Source organism: Spirosoma spitsbergense DSM 19989 (genome assembly GCF_000374085.1).
Taxonomy (GTDB): domain Bacteria; phylum Bacteroidota; class Bacteroidia; order Cytophagales; family Spirosomataceae; genus Spirosoma; species Spirosoma spitsbergense.
Map to the genome: position 1 here is coordinate 15,267 of NZ_KB893542.1, position 16,641 is coordinate 31,907.

Here is a 16,641-nt window from a genome sequence, read left to right on the forward strand (position 1 = left end):
ATAAAAGGGTATAAAAAGACGGAAGGGACTGTTATTGCAACAGTCCCTTCCGTCTTTTTATACCTTCCAAAAATAAAATCTACACCTTTTCCGGTACTACGAAAGGAGCGCGGTACTTACGGGTAAGCATCTGGTTCGCTTCTTTATCACCTACGAATACTTCATTCTTTGGGTCAAAGTGCAGCGTACGACCCAGCCGGTAAGCAATGTTGCCCAGGTGTGCGATACCTGACGAAAGGTGCGCTGTTTCGACTGGCCCATTTTGCTTCGACTTGTCTCTGGACCGAACGGCTTCGATAAAATTCGCGTAGTGGTCGCCCCCTTCATTGCGGGCCGGACCGGGTGCCCGTTCTTTTCCCAGATAGGTTTTATAATCGGAGTAGCCATTGATAACCATGTAGCCTTTGTCGCCGTAGAAAATATTGCCAATCTCAACGCCATCTTCCTTGTTGGTCATCCAGGGCCGAACCTCAAATTGTATTACCTTACCCTGAGACGGATACTTGTATACAGATGACAACGTTTCTGGCGTTTCCTTGCAGTCTTTCCACAGGAATTTACCACCGGCCGACGTGATTTCTTCAGGAAATCCTACATCAAGTCCCCACATGCACAGGTCCGTTTCGTGAATGCCCTGGTTCCCAATATCACCATTGCCGTAATCCCAGAACCAGTGCCAGTTATAGTGTACGTAATTTTTGCTGAATTCTTTTTCCTGCGCCGGTCCCTGCCACATATTCCAGTTCAGTTCCGTTGGTACGGGCGATGTGCCTTTGTTGCCAATATCGGGCCGCCATTTGTAGACCAGTCCACGGGCCATGTACACGTTGCCAATCAGCCCATCGCGCAGGTGCTTGATGGCTTCCTGGATGGCTACTGAACTCCGTAACTGTACACCATGCTGGACAATGCGATTGTAACGGGTAGCGGCCTCAATCAGTTTACGCCCCTCGTGCAGGTTATGGGCACCGGGTTTCTCAACATAGACATCCTTGCCCGCCTGACAGGCCCAGATAGCTGCCAGTGCATGCCAGTGGTTCGGCGTGGCAATACTTACGGCATCAATATTTTTATCGTCGTAGACCTGCCGAAGGTCGGTCATCGTCAGTACTTTTCGGTTGTATTTCTTCTCGAAGTCTGCCGCCCCTTTTTGTAAAACATCGCTGTCGACATCGCACAGGGTAACTACTTCCACGTCTTTTTGCTTTGAAAGCCCCTGAATATGGTCTTTACCGCGACCATTAATTCCAATGACAGCCATCCGCACGCGGTCGTTAGCGCCAAACGCATGCGCCGGAATGTAGGTGGGCAGGCCAATGGCTGCCAATGAGCCGACAGCACCTGCCTTGAGGACATCGCGCCGGGAAACTTGTTTTAAGTCCATGAGTGTAACTGATTTAGGAACTGCTTGAGGGTTAACGTAATAGTAAAACCAAAAATCCCGACTGAACTACTTATAGCCTGGGTAGGGTCAGGCCGCCATCGACCATAATAACCTGTCCGGTCGAGTAGGGAAAGTCGCCCTTTGCCAGCGATGCTACGGCTTTCCCCACGTCGCTTGGGAAACCCCAGCGTTTTTGTACGCAAAGACCATTTTCGATAAGCGAATCGTATTTAGACGTCACACCAGCTGTCATATCCGTTTTAATTACGCCCGGCCGCACTTCATAAACCGGTATATCATATTCGCCTAACCGAACCGCGAATAGCTGGGTAGCCATGCTCAGACCTGCCTTTGCTACGCAGTATTCGCCCCGGTTCACCGAAGCAACCGTTGCCGAAATTGATGATACATTGATAATGCAACCCCAAAAATCGGCTTGCTCCGCCCGTTGACTAATCATCCAGTTGGCGGCTGCCTGCGTCAGGAAATACGCCCCATGCAGGTTGGTGGATAGCACATATTGAAAACTTTCTTCGGTCGCTTCCAGAATATCTTTTCGCTCTTTGGGAGCTACTCCGGCATTATTCACTAACACATTTAATCGCCCGAAATGAGTCCTGATGGCGGTTACCATGTCATTCCGAGCCGTTGCCAGTGCAATATCACCAGGGCAATACAGCACGTTGCTACCACGATTCCTGAGGGTATCCAATGCCTCCCGAACGGTTTCCTCTGGTCGAACACCGTTGATGGCCAGGTCAAAACCGGCATCTGCTAACTGCTCAGCAATCCCGTACCCAATACCCCGGCTACCGCCCGTTATGAAGGCGACGGGGCGTTCCTCGCCATTTTTCATAAGCTGGTTTTTAATTCTTTAAGCTGCTCAGCTTCGGGTCTTTTCTTGTAAAGCGGGTCTAACGGATAGCAACCCGAAATCAGCCCATTCCGGGGAGCCGTTGTGCAATCGGAAAACGTTCGGCAAATCTGGTTTCGGACTAGTGCCCGACCGGCAATCATATCGGCTGGCATGGTTGGGTACGATAATACCATACGCCCAAAGCCTACACTATTGGCCATGCCTTTCCGCAACACATACTGCGCAACGTTGGGTAGCCATTCCTGCAGATATGAGTAGCCTGACCCAATGATTACCAGTTCAGGGAAAGCCTGTTTCAACTCGTTTGTTACGTCGATTTGCCGCTTTACACCCAGAAGCGGGTCTTCGGGGGGCAGGTAACCATCGGAAGGAGGGAACAGGGCCGGCCGCATCAGGTGTGGATTGTAATAGGGGCTACCGCCGGTAATACATATTAATTGTATGCCGAGCGATTCGGCCAGCGAAAGTAACGCCTTTGTCTCCGTCAGGTCAATACCCAATCCAGTAGAGTTGCCCCCAAAGGCAAAGGGATATTGCTCCGCATTTTCGGGGATACCCGTGCCCGTGGCTCCTTTTTTGAAGGGTAACATATCAAACGCACTCAGGCGAATACCAATTTCCAGCCCTGGTGCTGCCTGCCGGATACCGGCCACGATGTTCCGCAGATACCGGGTTCGATTCTCGAACGAACCTCCGTAGCGTCCCTCCCGATTAATCGCACTCAAAAACTCGTGCCCCAGATAGCCGTGGCAATGTTTTACATCCACAAAATCAAAACCCGCTTTTTGAGCCAGCACAGCCGCATCAACGTACTGTTGAATAATATGGTCAATATCAGCATCCGTAAGCAGCGGGTAGTCGGCAGCCATGCCGAACTTGCTATTCAGAAATGGATGGCTGTACAGAATCTTCGACTCAAAGATCTTATGACTATTGGGCTTGCAAAAACGCCCGGAATGTGTAAGCTGGAGGCCAATTAATAAATCATCCGTTTGCCCAAATGCTTCTTCATGATCGCGTAGAAGCGACTGGCGTAACTCGACAAAATCAGGAAACGTTTCGGTATTTAATACCAACTGGTTTGGGTTGGCTTTGCCCGAATGGCAAACGGCTACCGCTTCACAACCAAACAGGAGCTTGGCTCCGCTGATGGCGAATTTCTTCCAGCGGCTCTTTGTGAACTCACTTGGCCGACCATCGGTAGTACCATCCCATCCTTCCATCGGCAAAATACAAAGGCTATTGCCAATTGTTTTACCTGATTTAAGCGGGATAGGTTGATTAAATGGGCTTTCAGCAGGAGGAAGTAGGGTATCGTCAAACAGCAGGTCAATGTCGTTCTTATCCAGGTATGTTCGCAGGTCAGCAGCCGTTTTTAACTGGGCCATGCGGGGAAATTGGGGCTTATATTTCTCGCTCATTAAGGTAGTTACGGTCAGACGATCGGCGATTCAGTAATTTTTGGTTCGGCAATCCGTGGTGCGGCAATCCGATTGAAGAAGGTGTAATAGGGTTCGTTACGGATAATTCGCTGGAGGTATAGTGCTACCTCACGGGCATGGTAATCACCCCACATGCTCGATTCTCCATTGGCAATTTTGCTACCGGGCGGCACATAATCCCAGCCATTAGGCTGGTGATAAATGGAGTGTAAAATCAGCCCCTGATGTGTTGGATTTGTGCTTAGATACGGTTCGGTGAACAATGTTTTGAGTACCGTCAAGCCTGCCTGCCAGTACCGTTGGCCCTGTTCCGTATTGCCTTTTCCGGTCAGGTAGTGGCCTAATCGCAACAATCCCTGTGCGCCAATGGCCGCTGCCGAACTATCCACGGGTTCAAAATCATTGTATGGGTCGGCGGGGTGGTTTAGGTAATCGCCTAAACGGTACAGATTCGGTGCGCCCGTGTCCCAGTAGGGAATACCGTCTGTTGGTGTATGGTCAATATAAAAATCGCAGGTGGCGGTAGCCGCTTTCAGCATAAAGGCTTCGGTAGAATCGCGCCCACCAAAAGCTTGTAAGTCAGTTTCATCACAAGTCGCAAGCCATTCCAGTTCTTCGGCGAAGCCGCACATGGCCCAGGCCAAACCCCGTGTCCAGGTCGTAAAGCCTGAGTATCCCTGTTGAGAGTTGGGACAGCGAAAATTGCCATCCTTTACGTTAAATACGCTCTCGTGGGCGGTACGGCCCCACAAGTCGTAGGCGTCGCGTCCTTCTCCGTAGAAGACTGAGTAATCGGCGGTGGCTTTCATGTGTTGTAAGGCACGTTCCAACAGACTGATTTTTACGTCGCCCTCTCCCTGAAACACATGCCCCAGCGCATGACTCAGTACTAATGCCCGGCAGGAACGAATCGTGTCGACAAACAGGGAATGTTGCCCATTGAATGAACTGATGAAGCCCGCGCCGGCGTCCCGGCCCTCTTTGATTGAGGTCCACCGGTTGGCCTGTACTGCCCCGGATATTTTAAGGGCCAACTCATAAAAATTAGCTTCCCAGTCATTCTGCGCAATTCGCCCCTCCCGCATCAGGCGGAGTAAGTTGCCGTACGTACTGACATTATTGAATCCGTGGTCGTGTACACCGATATGGCTAATATGCGGAGCCATAACCGACAGCGTCTTCTGGCGACCCATTTCCAGAAACTTGGTATCGCCGGTAGCATCGAACTGTAAAATAGCGGAGCCGAACTGAAAGCCCTGTGTCCATTCCGTCCAGCCGCGAGTCGAATAGTTTCCTGCTACTGTAAAAACGGGAGAGCCTTTCGATCCATCGTATTCTTTATCAATCAGATGAATTTTCTGGCCCGAGACTTCCCAGAAGCGGGCAAGTTTTGATGTAAGGTCGGTGGGTTGTAGGGAGGTGTCAATCTGCATATTGCGAAAAGCGCGCGCCTGTATTAGTTCTCCTCCCTAAAGAACAAGTAGTACTGTCTACTACTGAATGGACACAAAAAAGCCGTACACGACAGAATCGGTACGGCCCTTTTTGGTTTGTTCTTCTTATTCTTTAATTAAACTCACTCCCCCCATTTCTGGTGGCTGTGGAATACCCATCAGTTGTAGAATGGTTGGGGCTATATCTGCCAGTTTACCTTCACTCAGAACTGGATGGTAATCCTTATCGACCAGGATGCAGGGTACCAGATTCGTGGTGTGCGCCGTGTTTGGGGTTCCGTCGTCATTTTTCATGAATTCGGCATTGCCGTGGTCAGCGATGATAATGGTTGCATATCCGTGAGCAAGGGCGGCTTCCGTAACGGCTTTAGCGCAGGCGTCGGCGGTTTCAGCGGCTTTGACGACAGCCTCAAATACGCCCGTATGGCCTACCATATCGGTATTGGCGAAGTTCAGGCAAATAAAATCCGTTTCTTCATTCTCTAGTTCAGGAATAATTTTGTCCCGAATCTCAAAGGCAGACATTTCGGGTTTCTGGTCGTACGTCTTTACGGGAACAACGGTTGGTTCGCCTTTCTCATCATAGATGGTCATTTCCTTGGGCGAGGGGCAGAGCAGTCGTTTTTCGCCTGGAAACGGTTCTTCACGACCACCCGAAAAGAAGAACGTGACGTGCGGATATTTCTCCGTTTCGGCAATCCGTATCTGTTTGTGACCTGCTTCGGAAATGACTTCGCCCAGGGTTTTTTCGAGATTATCCTTATTAAAAATAACCTTCACGCCAGCAAATTCACTGTCATAGTTAGTCATCGTGATGTAGTCAAGAGCAAGCTTTTTCATACCCTGCTCTGGGAAGTCTTTTTGGGTAAGTGCCTGTGTAATTTCCCGACCCCGGTCGGTGCGGAAGTTAAAGCACAGCACTACATCTCCATCCTCAATCATAGCTACGGGCGAACCATCGGCTTTGGTGACAATGAGGGGTTTGATAAACTCATCCGTTACATTGGCATCATACGACTCCTGAAGTGCTTTTGTTACATTGTCAGGCGCTATTTTTTCTCCTACCCCTTTCACCATAGCATCGTAAGCCACTTTAACGCGTTCCCAGCGATTATCCCGATCCATAGCATAATAACGACCCACCACCGAAGCTATCTGCCCGGTTGTAGTTGCCATGTGTGCCTGAAGATCAGACAGGTAACCGATGCCACCTTTTGGATCTGTGTCACGGCCATCCGTAAAAGCATGAACAAATACGTCAGTTAAGGCATGCGCATGAGCAATAGAAAGCAGCCCTTTCACATGCTCAATATGTGCATGAACGCCACCGTCTGACACTAGACCGATAAGATGGACTTTTTTGCCACTGGTTTTGGCATAGGTCAGTGCATCGACCAAAATAGGTTCGGTATCGAGTGTATGCTCTTCTACGGCTTTGTTGACTTTTACTAAATCCTGATACACGACCCGGCCGGCGCCTAGATTCATGTGGCCTACCTCGGAGTTCCCCATCTGACCCGCTGGCAAACCAACGGCCAGGCCTGACGCTTCGAGTTTACTGTTGGGGTATTTTGGATACAGTGAGTTCATGAACGGCGTATGGGCCGATTCAATGGCCGATACTTCAGGCTTAAGCGGAATACCCCAGCCGTCCAGGATAATGAGAATGACTTTTTTATTCATAATTTCTAAAGAATGAAAGGGTGAAAGAGTGACAGAGCGAACCGGGACGCCCAACCGGAGTGAAAGAGTGGTTTCTCAGCTACTTTCACTCCGGTTGGACGTCCCGGTTCATTATATAAGCTAGCAATTGTCGGCAGCATCGGAGGGCTATCTGGTACACTTCTTCAAAAACTTCCGTGCCTTCGTAATAAGGATCTGGCACGTTAGGCTGATCGCTCACATCCGGATCGAATTCGCGCAAAAGGAATATCGTATCATTGGAGTACAGCCCTGTACTGCGATAATTTAACTTTTCGATGGCTTCGAGGTTTGTTTCATCCATAGCCACGAAATAATCAAACTGAGCCAGATCATCGCCGGTAAGCCGCCGGGCGCGGTGCGTCAGCGTTAACCCATGTTCGAGAGCATTTTCGCGGGTGCGTCTGTCGGGTAATTGCCCAATATGGAACGAAGCCGTTCCCGCCGAATCGCAGCTTATCTGTTCTTCTAGACCTGCTTCGGCCACCAGTTGCCGGAAAATTCCCTCCGCTACCGGCGACCGACAAATATTACCATAACAAACGAAGAGAATATTGAGCATGGGGTTTTGGGGGCGAGGTGTGGATTATACCCCATGTCCTAAGCCCCGCGCTATTTTTCTAACGGATCATTGTGTTCGTCGACGATCACGAATACGTCTTCACCTTCTTTTTTCATCAGGTATTTTTCCCGGGCGAATTTCTCCCGTAGCTGGTCATTACCCAGCACTTCTCTGCGTTCGTCCTGAACTGCTTTAATTTTTTCCTGATAAAACCTGGCCTCTTCATCCAGTTCATACAGTTTCCACCGGTTCCGGATTTGAGTAGGTAGGTCATTTGCATCAAAAAACGTCATCCATACCAAAAGCCCCAGGCCGGTAGCGACATAGAAATTACGAAGGTAGCGCAGAAGACGACGGTAGAGCATAGCAAATAGTGAATAGTGTAGCGTGAGCAGTGAAGAAGAACAATTCAATGATTTTTTTTATTCTTAACTGTCCACGCTACACTATTCATTCATCAAAATTTAAGTCCTGGAAAATAGGCAGTTTCGCCTAATTCCTCTTCAATCCGAAGTAGTTGGTTGTATTTTGCCATCCGGTCGGAGCGGGACGCAGAACCCGTTTTGATTTGACCGGTGTTGAGGGCTACGGCCAGGTCGGCGATGGTAGCATCTTCGGTTTCGCCGGAACGGTGTGACATGATGTTTTTGTATGAATTACGTTTTGCCAGATTGACCGTGTCAATCGTCTCGGTTAACGAGCCAATCTGATTCACTTTCACCAGAATAGCGTTGGCAATGCCTTTGTCGATGCCTTCCTGCAAACGGGTTACGTTGGTTACGAACAGGTCGTCGCCTACAAGTTGGGTGTTGGTTCCTTTCAGTTCGTCGGTATGCGCCTTCCAACCCGCCCAATCGTCTTCGGCCATACCATCTTCAATAGACATAATAGGGTACTTACTAACCCAATCCTTCCAGAAACCAGCCATTTCCGACGACGTCAGTTTATCACCCGTCGATTTTTTGAAATGATAAACGCCTGCTTCTGCGTCGTAGAACTCGGAGGAGGCAGCATCCATAGCAATCCAGACATCTTCGCCGGGGCGATACCCTGCTTTCTCGATGGCCTGCATGATGGTTTGAATCGCTTCTTCGTTCGATTTGATGTTTGGCGCAAAACCACCTTCATCACCCACGTTGGTTGCCAGGCCCATCTTTTTCAGAACGCCTTTCAGCGTATGAAAAATTTCAGTACCCATCCGCAGTGCTTCCGAAAAGCTTGCTGCGTTAGCTGGCATCACCATAAATTCCTGGAAATCGATGGAATTGTCGGCGTGTGAACCACCGTTCAGAATATTCATCATCGGTACGGGCAGGGTATTGGCATTTACACCCCCAATGTAACGATATAGTGGTAAACCGGCTTCCTGTGCGGCTGCTTTAGCAGCTGCCAGCGACACTCCCAGGATGGCATTTGCTCCCAGACGACCTTTGTTGGGTGTGCCATCCAGTTCCAGCATGATTTTGTCGATCATACTTTGTTCAAAAACAGGAATGCCTACCAACTCCGGGAAAATCAGTTCGTTAACGTTAGAAACTGCTTTCAAAACGCCTTTTCCCATATACACAGTTTTGTCATCATCGCGAAGTTCGACGGCTTCATGGGTACCGGTCGATGCGCCTGATGGAACGGCAGCACGGCCCAGATACCCATTTTCGGTACGCACGTCTACTTCCACCGTTGGGTTGCCGCGTGAATCCAGAATTTGTCGGGCATGAATGCTTTGAATGGTACTCATCGTAAAGAAATAAGAAAGATTAACAATGAAAAATTTATCGCTCCGGCGTACCGGTTTTTCAGGTTTGACTACCAGGCCATTGCATGGAATAGCCAACCTCGTTGCAAAGTAACGAAATACAGGCTAAAACGTAAGAGAGGGAACGGGAATGGTATAAGACTTCATGAATTATTCATGGACTTTATAGTCCCGAAACGGAAGTTATCAGAAAATTTTGTCTATTTGTAGACTTATAAATCGCAGTCAAACTAACCAACCCTATCTATGCGCGGGCTACTGTATTTTCTATTGTTTTTACTAATTGTCTTTGGTGTTCTCTATGCCTTAACTGGCTGGAGCTATAGCGATGGTGAACGGGCCGGCACAGTATCTAAATTTAGCCGACGTGGTTTTGTCTTCAAAACCTACGAAGGTGTCCTAAATGTGGGCGGCTTTTCGGGTGAAACCGGTTCGTTGACGCCCCAGTATTTTGATTTTTCGGTGAAGGATGAAGCGGTAGCCAAACAAATTACGGATGCTGTTAAAACCGGACAGCGGGTAACGCTCCATTACGAAGAGAAAATAATGAAGCTTCCCTGGAATGGGGAAACAAAATACTACATTACAGGGGTAGAAATAGTAGGCCCGCCTACGCGTCCATATGGTGATTCATCCGCCTACCCTGGCTATCAGCCGGGGCAACCGCAGCCCGTTCAGCCTCAGCCACAAACGGCACAGCCTGAAATGCCGCAACCTGCCCCTGCACAGCAGCCGGAACGCGTTGATACGTTGTAGTTTGGGTTATTTTAAATCCTGTCAATTGACTCGTTTTTAGGTCATTGACAGGGTTTTTTCGTGCCTTTTTGTAGCTAAACATTACGGATAAAATCCCGTTTTCTATTTTCAAAAATAGCTAGGAAATCTGGCCATTTTTGGGTAATTTTAACTGTTTAAACAACCATCCTAACATGGCGAAATCAGATACGGCGCAAGCCACAGCATCTGCTAATGACAGTAAATTAAAAGCCCTTCAAACAACCATCGAGAAACTTGACAAAGCATTCGGTAAGGGTACCGTTATGCGCTTGAGCGAAACGAAAGTTTCCGATGTTCCCGTTATTTCGACTGGCTCTCTTGGGCTTGATATAGCCCTCGGCATCGGTGGTCTGCCCCGTGGTCGCGTCGTTGAAATCTATGGACCGGAATCGTCCGGTAAAACAACGCTTACGATGCACTGCATCGCCGAGGCACAGAGAGCGGGTGGTCTGGCTGCCTTCATTGATGCCGAACACGCTTTTGACCGTGTGTACGCTGAAAAGCTGGGCATCGACACGAAAAACTTGTTGATTTCACAGCCCGATAATGGGGAACAGGCACTCGAAATTGCCGAACACCTGATCAGCTCCGGCGCTATCGACATTATCGTTATTGACTCCGTTGCTGCCCTCGTACCCAAAGCCGAAATCGAAGGCGAAATGGGCGAGAGTAAAATGGGTTTGCAGGCCCGTTTGATGTCGCAGGCTTTACGGAAGCTAACGGGTACCATTAACAAAACAGGTTGCTGCTGTATTTTTATCAACCAGTTGCGTGAGAAGATTGGCGTGATGTTTGGTAACCCCGAAACAACAACCGGTGGTAATGCCCTCAAATTCTACGCATCGGTTCGGCTTGATATCCGCCGTATTGGCCAAATTAAAGAAGGAACTGATAACGTAGTGGGCAACCGCACGAAAGTTAAGGTGGTGAAGAACAAAATGGCCGCTCCCTTCAAAGTCGTTGAATTTGATATCATGTACGGTCTGGGTATCTCTAAAGTAGGAGAAATTCTTGACCTGGGTGTCGAGATGGAGATTGTCAAGAAGTCAGGTTCGTGGTTTTCCTATGGTACCAGCCGTCTGGCGCAGGGCCGTGATGCCGTAAAGGAGCTGTTACTCGACAATCCCGAACTGATGAACGAAATTGAAGGGAAAATCCGGGCAAAAATCGCTACAGATGACGATGCTCTGGTTGATCCCGTACTTGCCGCCACCGAAGACGACGACGAGGGCGAAATTGATGATTAGTTAAGCGTACATATTCGAGAAAGGAAGGCGTCAGTGCTCATACTTTTTTGCATAAAGTCTATCGAAAACGAAAGCGGCAACTTGTGAGAGTTGCCGCTTTTGTTTTCGATAGATGTCTGTTCTCAAAACTATCGTTTCTCAACCGGTACAAAATCCCGGTGAGTAGGACCGGTGTATATTTGGCGGGGACGACCAATAGGTTCTTTATTCTCCCGCATTTCTTTCCACTGTGCAATCCAGCCAGGTAAGCGGCCAATGGCGAACATGACCGTGAACATGTTTGTCGGGATGCCAAGCGCACGGTAGATGATACCCGAATAGAAATCAACATTCGGATACAGCTTGCGCGATACGAAATACTCATCGTTCAGCGCTGCTTCTTCCAGGCCTTTGGCTATGTCCAGTATGGGATCGTTGACACCCAGTTTACTTAGTACATCATCGGCGGCCTTTTTAATGATTTTGGCCCGTGGGTCGAAGTTTTTATAAACACGGTGCCCAAAACCAAATAACCGGAAACCAGTCGACTTGGCGTTTTTGGCCATCTCTATATACTTACTAACATCACCACCGTCGGCCTTAATGTTTTCGAGCATTTCAATTACTTCCTGATTGGCTCCGCCGTGAAGTGGTCCCCATAAAGCGCTTATACCCGCCGAAATAGACGAATAAATATTTGCCTGCGATGAACCCACCAGCCGTACCGTAGAGGTAGAGCAGTTTTGTTCGTGATCAGCGTGCAGAATAAGCAGTACATTCAGGGCTTCAACCACTACCGGATCAACGGTGTAGTCTTCAACCGGCAATGCAAACATCATATTCAGAAAGTTCTGTATATAATCGAGCTTATTTTGTGGATAGTTCATTGGGTGCCCCTTCGAACGCTTGTAAGACCAGGTAGCGATGGTTGGCAATTTCGCCAGTAACCGGATAATGTGAAGGTCCGTATTGTCTTCATCATTTGAATCCGGATAAAAGGCACTCATGGCACTTACCAGTGAGGACAAAACGCCCATCGGGTGAGCATCAACCGGAAAGCCATCGAAGATTTTCCGCATGTCCTCATTCACCATTGTGTGGTGCCGAATATCGCTTTCAAATTTATCGTATTGAGTCTGCGTGGGCAGTTCACCATAAATAAGCAGGTAAGCGACGCCCAGGAAAGATGCTTTAGCGGCCAGATCTTCAATTGAGTAACCCCGGTACTGAAGAATACCTTTCTCGCCATCTAAAAAGGTGATGGCGCTTTTAGTGGCACCAGTATTTTTGTAGCCACGATCCAGGGTAACATAACCAGTTTGATCGCGTAGGTTAGAAATGTCGAAGGCTTTTTCATTTTCAGTTCCCTCCAATGTTGGAAATGAATAGGTTTTACCATCGACGGTTAAATCAGCAGAGTTTGCCATATAAGAAGATAGGGTAGAATGAATCTGGGGTAATAAATACTGACTTTGCTTCGCAACAAGACCATCCGGGCGAAATTAGACTAAAAATCCAAACGACAGTTGATTTTGTCGCAAAAAAGCCGTGTTACGTTTGTATTAAGAGGTAACGGGTGATTTAGGCAATAAGTTTTTTCGGTTATTTCCTGTAGAAAATCCCTCCCTTCATGACAACCCGAATCTGTTTGAGACTGGCGATTGCTTTCAGCGGATCACCGTCTACTAATATCAAGTCGGCTAGTAAGCCGGGTTTTATACGGCCCCTGTCTGCAAGGTGAAACACATCGGCGTTAACGGAGGTTGCTGAACGTAACACGTCAAGCGGCTTCATACCGTAATCGACCATCATTATTAACTCGCGGGCATTATCACCGTGGCTGAACACACCTACATCTCCACCGGCGCAGATAGTTACGCCCGCATCCAGTGCTTGCCTGAATGTAGCCCGCTTTTGTTTGATACGTTCTGGTTCAGGCTCCTGTCCCTTTTTCCAGCCGCGATACTGACTCACGGCATCACCTGCCGCGAGCGTCGGACATAAGGCTGTTCCCTGTTTTTTCATTAGGGCAAAGATTTCGGGCGTTCCGGCATCACCATGTTCAAGCGTTTCACAACCACCCAGAATGGCGCGACGCATCCCTTCGGCAGTGCTGGCATGAGCGATAACTGGCCGACCGCTGCTTTTAGCGACTTCCACAATTAGTTTTATCTCATCCAGCGTGTACGTTGGTCGGGCTTCGGCCATCAATCCCCACCGGTAATCGGCGTATATTTTTATAGCATCTGCCCCTTTGCCGATCTGTCTTCTTACTGCTTTTATAAGAGCGTCGTGTCCGTCGGCTTCTTCGGCACCCTGTGGCACGTCAATATCAGGACTGAATCCTTTGGGCGCGTAACTGCCCGTAGCAATGAGTGCTCGTGTTACAACAATCATGCGCGGGCCAGGAATTATACCCTCATTAATGGCTTGTTTCAAGCCTACATCGTCATAATCTGCTCCTTCGGTGCCGAGGTCACGGATGGTGGTGAAACCGGCCAATAGTGTTTTTTCGGCATGGACTGTGGCCCGTGCCACCCGCAACGAGCGCGCTTCTTTCAATACCTGTTCATCCCATGGGGTTTCATTGTAGGGGTGCAGTAATAAATGAGAATGGCCTTCGATGAGGCCGGGCATTAACGTTGTTCCCGGCAGTTCCATTACCGAAGCATCGGATGAGTTGGCGCCGTTTGCAGGAAAAGAGTTCGCAGGACCAACGGCGTCAATTTTATCGCCCTTTATGCGAACGACCCAGCCTTCGTGCATGGTTTCACCATCAAAAACACGGTCTGGTTTGAGAACAACGATTGTCTGGGCAAAAAGCGAGAAGGGTAAAAATACTAACAGGAAGCAGAATTTGTTCATGAGCTAATGAAGGCAGATACCTCAAAAATACGCAAAAAGTAACCAAAAGGTGCAGTAATTTCAGTTAAACTATATCGTAAACCACGACTGGATAGTCATAAAAGGAGATTCGTGTAAGTGCTGTTAAATTGGGTTAAACCTGAGTATGGTAGATTTAGTCATGGCCGGTACTTGTCAACTTTTCAGTCTACCTTTGCGTTCTTTACAGAGGGAGTAAGTGTAACATACAGGCGAAAGGATGAATGACTGCTTAACTCACCTCAGGTTGCCCTTATCGCCGGATTGACAAAAATCAACTAAACAGAAAAATGGCTTCACAGTACGATGTAATCGTTGTGGGTAGCGGGCCAGGCGGTTATGTAGCTGCTATCCGGGCCTCGCAATTGGGTTTGAAAACCGCCGTTGTTGAACGCGAAAGTCTCGGTGGTATTTGTTTGAACTGGGGGTGTATCCCCACCAAAGCACTACTAAAATCAGCGCAGGTTTTTGAATACATCAAGCACTCGGCTGATTATGGTATTACTATTTCGGGCGAATCGAAAGCTGATTTTAGTGCCGTTATCAAGCGAAGCCGGGGCGTAGCCGACAGCATGAGCAAAGGCGTTCAGTTCCTGATGAAAAAGAATAAAATCGACATCATCAACGGTTTTGCCAAACTGAAGCCCGGCAAAAAAATTGACGTGACCGATGCGGAAGGTAAAGCCACCGAATATGCTGCTAAGCATATTATTGTCGCCACTGGGGGGCGCGCCCGCGAATTGCCCAGCGTACCCATCGACGGAAAGAAAGTAATCGAATACCGAAAAGCCATGACGCTGGAAAAGCGGCCGGATACGATGCTGATCATTGGTTCTGGGGCTATCGGGGTCGAATTCGCCTACGTATATGCCAGCATGGGTACTAAAGTAACCATCATTGAATTTTTGCCAAACGTGGTGCCCGTCGAAGACGAAGACATATCCAAAGAGCTGGCCAAGCAGTACAAGAAACTGGGCATCGACATCTACACAAAGTCGGAGGTGACTAAGGTAGATACCAGCGGTGCGGGTTGTAAAGTATTTGTAAAAACGCCCGATGGCGAAAAAACCTTCGACGTTGACATTGTACTTTCTGCCGCCGGTGTGGTTGCTAACATCGAAAAAATTGGCCTGGAAGAAACGGGTATTGCCGTTGATCGGGGCAAAATTGTTACGGACGATTTTTACCGTACTAACGTAGAGGGTTACTACGCCATTGGCGATTGTACCAAAGGGCAGGCGCTGGCGCACGTAGCCTCAGCCGAAGGCATTATCTGTGTAGAGAAGATTGCTGGCCAACCGCACGTTGAGCCACTGAACTATAACAACATTCCGGGCTGTACGTATTGCACGCCCGAGATAGCATCGGTGGGCTACACCGAAAAAGCAGCTCGTGAAGCTGGTTACGAATTAAAAGTAGGTAAGTACCCGTTCTCGGCATCGGGCAAAGCTAAAGCAGCCGGTGCGCCGGAAGGCTTTGTAAAAGTGATTTTTGATGCCAAATATGGTGAGTTCCTGGGGGCGCATTTTATCGGTACTAACGTGACCGAAATGATTGCCGAGGTAGTAGCTGTTCGCAAACTGGAAACAACGGGCGAAGAAATCCTAAAAACTGTTCACCCGCACCCAACAATGTCGGAGGCCATCAAGGACGCTACTGAAGCCGCCTATGGTGAGGCTATTCACTTGTAAAAGAGGGGTTTCGTAACGGAAGTAGCCCGGCCAAAATATTTTGGCTGGGCTACTTCCGTTACTACGTTACTTATTTTAAAATCTTCCAGTGCATCAGACCCAGTTTTGTAAAGAAGTAAAGTACTGAGGTCCGTAGAACGCCAAGGCCATAAATGGAGCTACGCCGGAAATTGATGGATGATGCTTCGTCAAAATACTTGGTTGGACAAGTGACTTCGCCGATTTCGTACCCTTTGTAGAAAATCTGGGCAATCATTTCGTTATCGAAAATGAAATCGTCGGAGTTATGGGTGAAGTCCAGACTACGAAGTACCTCGCCTGAGAAAGCCCGATAACCGGTATGGTACTCAGATAGTTTCTGATTCATGAGTACATTTTGCGTTAGTGTCAGAAAGCGGTTTGCCACGTATTTATACATGGGCATTCCTCCTTTCAATGCTCCTTTCCCCAGAATACGAGAGGCAAACACCACCGGATATAACCCATTGCCAATGATAGAAATCATAGCAGGCAGTAATAACGGCGTATACTGATAATCAGGATGCAGCATAACGACGATGTCGGCACCAAGTTCGACTGCTTTAGCGTAGCAGGTTTTCTGATTGCCACCGTATCCTTTATTCTTATCATGCCGGATAACGTGCCGGATTCCCAGATTTCGGGCTATTTCTACGGTATTATCCGGACTAGCATCGTCAACCAGAATGATATCATCGACTAAATCAAGCGGAATTTCACGGTAGGTTCGCTCCAGCGTTAGTGCTGCCCGGTAGGCTGGCATCACCACAATTACTTTCTTGTCGTTAAACATGGGGTAAAATTAAGCGGTCGATAGCAGTCTGCCAATAATTTTAGTAATCTCAGCCAATTCCTTGGTCATATTGGGCG

General features: G+C 48.5%; 14 protein-coding genes. 3 read left to right on the top strand and 11 right to left on the bottom strand.

Annotated features, from left to right (window positions below; all coding sequences use genetic code 11):
• Window positions 1–79 precede the first annotated feature (79 nt).
• From B157_RS0114115 to eno, 8 genes are all read right to left on the bottom strand, one after another.
• Window positions 80–1,384, bottom strand: a complete 1,305-nt coding sequence (locus B157_RS0114115; protein WP_020603958.1) for a Gfo/Idh/MocA family oxidoreductase — start codon at window positions 1,382–1,384, stop codon at window positions 80–82.
• A gap of 70 nt (window positions 1,385–1,454) precedes the next feature.
• The gene (locus B157_RS0114120) at window positions 1,455–2,240 is read right to left on the bottom strand and encodes a 3-ketoacyl-ACP reductase (RefSeq protein ID WP_020603959.1); all 786 of its coding nucleotides are present in this window, start codon (window positions 2,238–2,240) and stop codon (window positions 1,455–1,457) included.
• Entirely contained in the window at window positions 2,237–3,682 is a 1,446-nt protein-coding gene (locus B157_RS0114125) for an oxidoreductase (protein WP_020603960.1), read from the bottom strand. Before B157_RS0114125 ends, B157_RS0114120 begins: the two co-directional genes overlap by 4 nt.
• Window positions 3,683–3,696: 14 nt before the next feature.
• Window positions 3,697–5,136 carry a glycosyl hydrolase gene (locus B157_RS0114130; RefSeq protein ID WP_020603961.1) on the bottom strand — a complete coding sequence of 480 codons (1,440 nt, stop codon included), beginning with the start codon at window positions 5,134–5,136 and terminating at the stop codon, window positions 3,697–3,699.
• A gap of 126 nt (window positions 5,137–5,262) precedes the next feature.
• Window positions 5,263–6,840, bottom strand: a complete 1,578-nt coding sequence (gpmI, locus tag B157_RS0114135; RefSeq protein ID WP_020603962.1) for a 2,3-bisphosphoglycerate-independent phosphoglycerate mutase — start codon at window positions 6,838–6,840, stop codon at window positions 5,263–5,265.
• A gap of 85 nt (window positions 6,841–6,925) precedes the next feature.
• A complete protein-coding gene (locus tag B157_RS0114140; RefSeq protein WP_020603963.1) occupies window positions 6,926–7,420 on the bottom strand; it encodes a low molecular weight protein-tyrosine-phosphatase in 495 nt (164 codons plus the stop codon).
• Window positions 7,421–7,470: 50 nt separating this feature from the next.
• Complete coding sequence (locus B157_RS0114145; RefSeq protein ID WP_020603964.1) at window positions 7,471–7,785, bottom strand: septum formation initiator; 315 nt, start codon at window positions 7,783–7,785, stop codon at window positions 7,471–7,473.
• Between the two features lie 92 nt (window positions 7,786–7,877).
• On the bottom strand, window positions 7,878–9,158 hold the full coding sequence (eno, locus tag B157_RS0114150; RefSeq protein WP_026308696.1) for a phosphopyruvate hydratase: 1,281 nt from the start codon (window positions 9,156–9,158) through the stop codon (window positions 7,878–7,880).
• 264 nt (window positions 9,159–9,422) lie between these two features.
• Here eno and B157_RS0114155 point away from each other — a divergent pair, with 264 nt between their 5' ends.
• A complete protein-coding gene (locus B157_RS0114155) occupies window positions 9,423–9,932 on the top strand; it encodes a hypothetical protein (protein ID WP_020603966.1) in 510 nt (169 codons plus the stop codon).
• Window positions 9,933–10,105: 173 nt separating this feature from the next.
• Complete coding sequence (gene recA / locus B157_RS0114160; protein WP_020603967.1) at window positions 10,106–11,200, top strand: recombinase RecA; 1,095 nt, start codon at window positions 10,106–10,108, stop codon at window positions 11,198–11,200.
• A gap of 128 nt (window positions 11,201–11,328) precedes the next feature.
• Here the strand turns inward: recA and B157_RS0114165 are convergent, their stop codons facing one another.
• Complete coding sequence (locus tag B157_RS0114165; protein WP_020603968.1) at window positions 11,329–12,606, bottom strand: citrate synthase; 1,278 nt, start codon at window positions 12,604–12,606, stop codon at window positions 11,329–11,331.
• 175 nt (window positions 12,607–12,781) lie between these two features.
• Window positions 12,782–14,044: a metal-dependent hydrolase family protein gene (locus B157_RS0114170; protein WP_020603969.1), complete on the bottom strand. Its 1,263-nt coding sequence runs from the start codon at window positions 14,042–14,044 to the stop codon at window positions 12,782–12,784.
• A 308-nt stretch (window positions 14,045–14,352) separates the two neighbouring features.
• Here B157_RS0114170 and lpdA point away from each other — a divergent pair, with 308 nt between their 5' ends.
• Window positions 14,353–15,753 carry a dihydrolipoyl dehydrogenase gene (gene lpdA, locus B157_RS0114175; RefSeq protein WP_020603970.1) on the top strand — a complete coding sequence of 467 codons (1,401 nt, stop codon included), beginning with the start codon at window positions 14,353–14,355 and terminating at the stop codon, window positions 15,751–15,753.
• A 70-nt stretch (window positions 15,754–15,823) separates the two neighbouring features.
• Here the strand turns inward: lpdA and B157_RS0114180 are convergent, their stop codons facing one another.
• Window positions 15,824–16,564, bottom strand: coding sequence for a glycosyltransferase family 2 protein (locus B157_RS0114180; protein ID WP_020603971.1), 741 nt, complete (start codon window positions 16,562–16,564; stop codon window positions 15,824–15,826).
• Window positions 16,565–16,641 lie beyond the last annotated feature (77 nt).